Origin of the sequence: Providencia sp. M-27 (genome assembly GCF_011077905.1) — a bacterium.
Lineage (GTDB): Bacteria > Pseudomonadota > Gammaproteobacteria > Enterobacterales > Enterobacteriaceae > Providencia > Providencia huaxiensis.
In genome coordinates, this window is sequence record NZ_JAALBT010000037.1 from 1 (window position 1) to 7,862 (window position 7,862).

The window sequence follows — 7,862 nt, forward strand, 5'->3', positions numbered from 1 at the left end:
GTCTATTAATATTATTAAACTATATATCGGCTGTAGTCCTTGATATCAAAGGGCTACAAGCAAACTTTGGACTTTTCGATGAAATGGGCACACAACCCCAAGCAGGGGATCGTCAATCACTGAATCATCATCCTGACAGTCATTATCCATTTCCAGGCACTCCGCCAATATTAACGCATTTGAAAAAACGGGGGCGAGACGCCATTCATCGTGAAATAGTTCGCAAACTATAAGGCGTTCATTTTCAAGACCGATAGGCCAGTACAAACCATAGTAATCGCCGTTGCCAAAATCAGTTTCAAATAATGGTAGGAAACCATTTGCTGGAAATGGCCCCTGACTAATTTCACTATCATGAATTGTGAATGGTATTTCTGATTTTAATAGTTCCATTTGCTATTCCTGATGAGGTTGTCATTTTTAAGTAATGATAATGCAGTTTTAATTAAAGTCATATTAAGAAGGTTTAATAACCTAATATCTAGACCAACATACAATAAAGGGTATAACCCCATGCCCCGGCGCTCCGCTTGGGGCAAAACCCAGCCCGAGCTCTATCCTCATTGTTCCGCGATAATATGAAAGCCCGCTTGGGTTCGGTGTCATTATTTGGAATCGGCAAGTTCTTCCTGAATGACAGACGCGAGAAAAGAAGAGATAAAAGAGAGAAAAAAAGAGAAAAAATAAGAGGCGGGGGATTCGGTAAATTCAGCGATAAAGTAGGTAAAGAAGGTCTTCAGTGTGGCAGCGGTGGGTTAATTAAATCATATTGTATGTTGGTCTAGATTTGTAATGTTGGAACTGATATCGGTTATGGCATGGCGTATTTCAACAGGGTAAATTTCTCATGCATAGGAAAAAGCAGATCGGTTTGCTGTCATTTCCTGATGCAGCTGATCGTGGTTTAGGTATTATTAATATCTATTATTAAGCGGGCTAATTATCTGATGAAGTTAAATATTGACGCATGCATTTCCTTTCTGGGCAAGAGTGCTTGGTTTTTTGTTATTGGTACAGCGGTGCTGCAAGTGGTAAGTGTCGCCCTGTTTATTTACTCGCTCTTTACCGGCATGGATATAGACAGACTGATTCTGGCTTCCGCAATCTTGTTTGTTGCGGTAGTGCTGTTTGGTATCTCTAAGTATGCAATTAAAATTCGCGCTCTGGATGACGCGGGTGGACCACAAGCCTATTATGACCAACAGATAGAATGGCCGCTAACACAGTTCTATATCGATCTGATAGAAGAGAGTGATGTGAAACCAGAGTTCGACGCCTGGGTTAAAGACAAAGACAAACCTCTGACGCTCGGCCAATTCGATGACGGGTTAGCTAAAGCGATACAAACAGCATATTCATTACCGATGGGGAAGGATTTACCAGATACCCAGATTATTAAACTCATTGTATATCGACATGGAACGCCTGTCTTAAAGTGGATGAGTATTGGTTTCTTCCTCCTGAGTGGAGTGCTCGGCCTTATCCTGCTTAATCCGCAAAACACACTGGCGGAAGGCATTCCATTCATTATGTTCACGCTACTTCTGGCATTGGTTTTTAGGGGACGTCTCAGAAAACGGAAAATAAAGCACGTTAAGCCCATTGCAGACGCTAGATATTGACGAGTACGTCGGGTTTTCTCTTGTTTGAGTTGCCTCTTGTGGTAAGATAGTAATCAATTACTATCTTACAAGGAGTGCTCGTGGACACCCATCCAAAGCATCTGCCGGCCGATGAACGTCGTGCCGTAACTGTCGAGTCCGTCGTGGCGCTTGCCGGTTCACAAAACCCAAGCGAGATAACCACTGCGGCTATCGCTAAACACATGAACTTGACCCAGGGTGCGCTGTTTCGGCACTTCCCGAACAAGGAAGCCATTTGGCAGGCGGTCATGGAGTGGGTAGCAGAGCGCCTATTAGCCAGAATCGATCGATCCGCACAAGGAATCGAGTCGCCCTTGGCAGCCATGGAGGCGATGTTCATGAGTCATATCGAATTCGTAGCTGAGCACCCAGGCGTGCCAAGAATGATGTTTGGTGAGCTTCAGCGTGCCGAATCGACACCGGCCAAGCGCATGGTGCAAACCTTGATTCAGCGCTACGGCGAACGTTTGCATCGTCTCATCGAGAAAGGCAAGGCCAGCGGCGAGTTGTCTCCCTCGCTTGACAACGAGGCGGCGGCAACGCTGTTCATTGGCACGATCCAGGGCTTGGTCATGCAATCGCTGTTGGCGGGTGATGTGGGACGTATGCACCGCGATGCGCCGCGCGTCTTTGCAATTTATCGGCGTGGCATAAGGAGTGCGCAATGAAAAAGTTACCCTTGCAAGGCCGCACCCTGGCGCTGCTTGCCGTCATCATTCCTTTGCTGGTGCTTTTTATTTATGTCGGTCTGCGATCAGGGCCGCTCGCCCCGGTCGCTGTGACGGTGGCAAGCGTGGAATCACGGGCTATCACACCGGCGCTGTTCGGCATCGGCACGGTGGAGGCGCGCTACACCTACAAGATCGGGCCGACGTTTGCCGGGCGCGTCAAACGCCTGGAGGTGCATGTAGGCGACCAGGTCAAGGCCGGACAGGTGCTCGGCGAGATGGAGCCGGTCGACCTCGATGATCGGGTGCGCTCACAGGAGTCGGCATTCAAGCGTGCGGAAGCGGCTTTGCGCGAGGCAGAAGCCCGGCAAGCCTACGCGCAAACCCAGGCGCGCCGCTACGAGCAATTGTTTGCGGTGCGCTCGACCAGCGAGGAAATCGTCACCACCAAGCGGCTGGAACTGCAGATCGCCGATGCCGCCTTATCTGCCGCTCGGGAAGATATTGTCCGGGCACGCTCCGACCGCGAAGGACTCGTCGCGCAGCGGAGCAATCTGCGCCTGATCGCGCCGGTCGACGGTGTAGTCGCCGTGCGCGATGCCGATCCCGGCACGACCATCGTCGCGGGCCAGGCCGTGGTGGAAGTGATCGACCCCAAGAGTTTGTGGATCAATGCGCGCTTCGACCAGATCAGCGCATCGGGGCTGGCTGGGGGGTTGCCGACTCTTATCGTCCTGCGTTCGCGTGGTGGCCAGACCTTGAAAGGTCGCGTGCTGCGGGTGGAACCCAAGGCCGACGCGGTAACCGAGGAAACGCTTGCCAAGGTGACATTCGATAACAAACCAGAACCTTTGCCACCGGTGGGTGAACTGGCCGAAGTCACGGTTGACTTGCCGGCGCTCCCGGCCGCTCCACTGATCCCCAACGCTGCCGTCCAGCGTGAGGGCGACAAAGTTGGTGTCTGGCAAATCGTGGATGGTGATCTGCATTTCTCCCCGGTCAAGCTCGGCACTTCCGACCTCAATGGTTACGTGCAGGTGCGCGAAGGGCTCAAGAATGGGGACCAGGTTGTGACCTATAGCGAAAAGGCACTGACGGCGCGCAGCCGCATCCATGTGGTCGACCATATCCCAGGAGTGTCACGATGATCAGCCTGGCCGGCCGCGACATTCTCCATGCCTGGGGAAAATTCGTCTTCACCGGCATCGGTCTGGGTCTGCTGATCGGCGTCACCCTGGTCATGGCTGGGGTGTACCGAGGCATGGTGGACGACGGCAAGGCGTTGCTCGACAACAGTGGCGCTGACCTTTGGGTGGTGCAAAAGGATACTCTGGGTCCTTATGCGGAGTCGTCCAGCCTCAACGATGACGTGTATCGCGCCATTCTCGCCATGCCGGGAGTCTCACAGGCAGCGAACGTGACCTACCTGACCATGCAGGTACGCAAGGGCGAGAGTGATGTACGCACCATGGTGGTCGGCATCGCGCCCGGTGCGTTGGGGGCTACACCCGGATGGCCTCCTTATCTCGTCGCTGGACGCCAGATCACGCGCGGTCACTACGAGGCGGTGGCCGACATCGCCACCGGCTTCAAACTGGGAGATCGTCTTGCCATTCGCCGAAATCATTACACCGTCGTGGGGCTGACACGGCGCATGGTGTCGTCCAGCGGCGACCCGATGGTATTCATTCCGCTCAAGGATGCCCAAGAGGCTCAGTTCCTCAAGGACAACGACGCCATTTGGCAAAGCCGGCGTCGCACCGAAGCCAACCCGGCCTTCAATCGACCCGGTGTTCCTGGTTTGCTGGATGCCGTGATTGCTTCACAGAGCACCAACGCGTTCGTCAATGCAGTGCTGGTCACTCTGAAACCTGGTCATGCGCCGGACGAGGTTGCCGAATCCATCCGACGCTGGAAGCGTTTGACGGTCTACACACGGGCACAGATGGAAGACATCCTCGTCGGCAAGTTGATCGCCACGTCGGCCAAACAGATAGGCATGTTCTTGGTGATTCTGGCCATCGTTAGCGCGGCCATCGTCGCTTTCATCATCTACTCGCTGACGATGGACAAAATCCGCGAGATCGCGGTATTGAAGCTCATCGGCACACGCAACCGAACTATCGCCGCGATGATCATGCAGCAGGCGCTCGCCTTGGGGGTGATTGGCTTCGTGGTCGGCAAGATCACCGCCACTTTCTCAGCCCCCCTGTTCCCCAAATATGTGCTGCTCACGCCAATGGATTCCGTGACCGGTTTTTTTGCCGTGCTCGTGATTTGCGTGCTGGCCAGCATCGTCGCCATTCGCATGGCACTCAAGGTCGATCCGGCCGAAGCGATAGGGTGACCCCATGATTGGAAAAGGAATCCGCATCGAAGGCCTAAGCAAACGCTTTGGCAAAGGTGACACGGCTGTCTACGCGTTGAAGGACGTGAATATGCAGGTTGCACCAGGTGAGGTGGTCGGATTGGTCGGCCCTTCCGGCTCGGGCAAGAGCACGCTGCTTAAATGCCTGGGTGCGGTGATCGATCCGAGCGACGGCCGCATGACGCTGGGTAATGAAGTGATATACGACGGCGGTTGGCAAGTTCGTGATCTGCGCGCCTTGCGGCGCGACAAAATTGGTTTTGTCTTCCAATCGCCGTACCTGATTCCGTTTCTCGATGTCACCGACAACGTGGCCCTGCTGCCGATGCTTGCAGGCGTCGCGAATGCAGAGGCGCGAGCGAAGGCATTGGAATTGCTTACGGCGCTTGATGTGCAACACCGAGTTCACGCCATGCCATCGCAACTCTCCGGTGGCGAGCAGCAACGGGTTGCCATCGCGCGCGGATTGGTTAACCGCCCACCGGTGATCCTGGCGGATGAACCCACCGCACCTCTCGACAGCGTGCGTGCCATGGCGGTGATTCGCATCCTCAACGACATGGCTCGGAAGTTCGAGACCGCCATCATCGTCGTCACCCATGACGAAAAGATCATCCCCACTTTCAAGCGCATCTACCACATCCGCGACGGTGTGACCCATGAGGAAGCTGGCGAAGGGCGGGAGTTCGAATGAGAGAACGATTGAATTACAGGAGAATTTCATGACCCACCGCAAACACAACCACGCATTTGGAACTATCACCCTGACCGTTACGGCCTGCCTGCTTTTATGGGGTTTTCAGTTGCCAGCTTGGGCTGGTGACGCTACCCAGGTTGAGCCACTGGCGCTACGCAAGATCATGCAGGAACTCGAGCGCAACATGCAGGCTATTACCGGTGCGATTTCGCAGGAGGAATGGGTTCAGGTCGTTCAGCTCGCCCCAAAAGTTGCTGCACACCCCGAGCCACCGCTTACTGAAAAAATGCGCATCCTTGCTTACCTCGGCGCTGATGCGACCAAGTTCAGAAACTTTGACGCGCAGACTCACGAGGCGGCGCTGGCCATGAAGCTGGCTGCTGCGAGCAGCGACGGCAAGGCGGTGATCCAATCATTCGCCCACGTGCAGGAAAGCTGCTTGGGCTGCCACCAAGCTTTCCGTAAACCTTTCGTGGAGCATTTTTATGGAGCACGCTAAAACATGCCAGCGCCCCATCAGCCTCAAAAGACGGCTTGCGGCAACTTACCTGGTAGCTGGTCTGGTCACCGCCGGTCTGGCCGGCTGCGCCGCCGGCCCTGATTTTCAGCGTCCCACCGCACCCGATGTGGCTCGCTACACTGCAACACCGGTGGCTGATAGAACCGCGTCCGCTCCCACGCAGTTCGGCGAAACACAACGTCTAGTCGAAGGGCTTCCGATCGAAACGCAATGGTGGCAAAGCTTGGGTTCATCCGCACTCGACGGACTGATCAACGAAGCTTTCCATGTCAGCCCGACGCTGGCGAGCATCAGCGCCAATTTGCGACAGGCGCAGGAGCTTCTTGCCGCACAGGCGGGCTCGACGCAATATCCACAGGTAGATGTCGCACTGGGATCTCAGCGCCAGCAAATGAGTCCCAGTAGCCAAGGGTTGAGCGGAGACGCACGTCAATTCAGCCTCTACAACGCCAGCGTTGGCGTGCATTACAACCTCGATCTGGCTGGCGGCAACCGGCGCGCACTCGAAGCCTTGGCTGCTCGCGCCGACTACCGTCGCTTCGAACTGAATGCTGCGCGCCTGGCCCTTGCCGGCAACATGGCAACCGCTGCCATTACCCGAGCACGCCTCGCCGCGCAACTAGAAGCCACTACTGCCATTTTGCGCGTGCAGGATGAGCAACTGCGCCTAGCCCATGAACGCGTGCGTATCGGTCAGGCCTCACCTGATGAAGCGTTGAGCCTACAAGCTCAGGCGGAGCAAACGCGGGCAGAACTGCCTGCGCTGCGTAAACAACTGCAACAAACCGAACATCTACTGGCGGTGCTAGCCGGTCGTGCCCCAGGCACGGGTGGCATCCCGGCCTTCACTCTGGCCGATTTCACTCTGCCCGTCGAGATGCCGCTCGTCGTGCCCTCAGAACTGGTGCGCCGCCGACCGGATATCCAGGCGTCAGAGGCGCTGTTGCATGCGGCCAATGCAGACTATGGTGTGGCTGTCGCCAAGCTCTACCCACAGATCAACCTGAGCGCCAACCTTGGCTCTCAAGCGCTGACCACCGGTGCCCTGTTCGGTGGTGGCTCGGCAGTGTGGGGCCTGGTTGCGCAGCTCACCCAGCCTCTTTTTAATCCAGGGCTACCCGCTGAAAAAAGAGCGGCGCTCGCCGCTTTTGATGCCGCCGCAGCCAATTACCAGAGCGTCGTATTGGAGTCTTTGCGTAACGTCGCCGACACCCTGCGCGCGGTGGAAAGCGATGCACAAACTTTGACTGCCCTCGCTGCCGCTGATATGGCTGCACAGGCCTCCTTGCAGTCGGTCGAGCGGCAATACCGGCTGGGCGCGGCCAGCTACCTGCAACTGCTCATCGCGCAGCAACAGGCACAGTCAATCCGGATCAATATGATTGCGGCCCAGGCACAACGCCTAGTCGATAGTGTTGCTTTATATCAGGCCCTGGGAGGTGGTGTCAGTTAAGGCTATGCCCTAACCTGATGTCAGATGTTGAGCACAAACAACGTCAGAGTAGAGTGTGAATTTATATTTATTGACACATTCAGCCAAGGGTAATAGATTTCATCCTGACATTTTTACCTTTGGAGGCATCTTGCAAGGTCAACGTATCGGCTACGTCCGCGTCAGCAGCTTCGACCAGAATCCTGATCGACAACTGGAACAAATAGAAGTCGGCAAGGTATTCACCGATAAGGCTTCAGGCAAGGACACACAACGTCCCGAACTTGAAAGGCTGCTGGCCTTCGTCCGCGAGGGCGACACCGTGGTGGTGCATAGCATGGACAGGTTGGCACGCAACCTTGATGACCTGCGCCGCATCGTCCAAGGGCTGACACAACGGGGCGTGCGCATGGAGTTCGTCAAAGAAGGGCTGACGTTCACCGGCGAGGACTCACCGATGGCCAATCTGATGCTGTCGGTCATGGGAGCCTTTGCTGAGTTCGAGCGCGCCCTGATCCGCGAACGTCAGCGCGA

Annotated in this window: 9 protein-coding genes; 8 read left to right on the top strand and 1 reads right to left on the bottom strand. The window is 55.5% G+C overall.

Annotation, left to right across the window (positions count from 1 at the left end):
• Positions 1–45 precede the first annotated feature (45 nt).
• Entirely contained in the window at positions 46–393 is a 348-nt protein-coding gene (locus G6Q48_RS21435; protein WP_094963218.1) for a hypothetical protein, read from the bottom strand.
• Positions 394–947: 554 nt separating this feature from the next.
• On the opposite strand from G6Q48_RS21435, the gene G6Q48_RS21440 reads away from it, so the two are divergent.
• The 8 genes from G6Q48_RS21440 to G6Q48_RS21475 all read left to right on the top strand — a co-directional run.
• The gene (locus G6Q48_RS21440) at positions 948–1,622 is read left to right on the top strand and encodes a hypothetical protein (protein WP_094963216.1); all 675 of its coding nucleotides are present in this window, start codon (positions 948–950) and stop codon (positions 1,620–1,622) included.
• Between the two features lie 80 nt (positions 1,623–1,702).
• Positions 1,703–2,311, top strand: a complete 609-nt coding sequence (locus tag G6Q48_RS21445) for a TetR/AcrR family transcriptional regulator (protein ID WP_004393990.1) — start codon at positions 1,703–1,705, stop codon at positions 2,309–2,311.
• Complete coding sequence (locus G6Q48_RS21450; protein WP_094963215.1) at positions 2,308–3,459, top strand: efflux RND transporter periplasmic adaptor subunit; 1,152 nt, start codon at positions 2,308–2,310, stop codon at positions 3,457–3,459. The genes G6Q48_RS21445 and G6Q48_RS21450 overlap by 4 nt, the downstream gene beginning before the upstream one ends.
• The gene (locus G6Q48_RS21455; RefSeq protein ID WP_094197185.1) at positions 3,456–4,658 is read left to right on the top strand and encodes an ABC transporter permease; all 1,203 of its coding nucleotides are present in this window, start codon (positions 3,456–3,458) and stop codon (positions 4,656–4,658) included. Before G6Q48_RS21450 ends, G6Q48_RS21455 begins: the two co-directional genes overlap by 4 nt.
• Positions 4,659–4,662: 4 nt before the next feature.
• Positions 4,663–5,373, top strand: a complete 711-nt coding sequence (locus tag G6Q48_RS23155) for an ABC transporter ATP-binding protein (RefSeq protein ID WP_048607673.1) — start codon at positions 4,663–4,665, stop codon at positions 5,371–5,373.
• A 28-nt stretch (positions 5,374–5,401) separates the two neighbouring features.
• Positions 5,402–5,875: a cytochrome c gene (locus G6Q48_RS23160; protein ID WP_094963214.1), complete on the top strand. Its 474-nt coding sequence runs from the start codon at positions 5,402–5,404 to the stop codon at positions 5,873–5,875.
• On the top strand, positions 5,862–7,349 hold the full coding sequence (locus tag G6Q48_RS21470; protein ID WP_048607676.1) for an efflux transporter outer membrane subunit: 1,488 nt from the start codon (positions 5,862–5,864) through the stop codon (positions 7,347–7,349). The genes G6Q48_RS23160 and G6Q48_RS21470 overlap by 14 nt, the downstream gene beginning before the upstream one ends.
• Before the next feature lie 130 nt (positions 7,350–7,479).
• Positions 7,480–7,862: recombinase family protein (locus G6Q48_RS21475; protein WP_166268354.1), on the top strand; the 383-nt coding region annotated here is incomplete at its 3' end.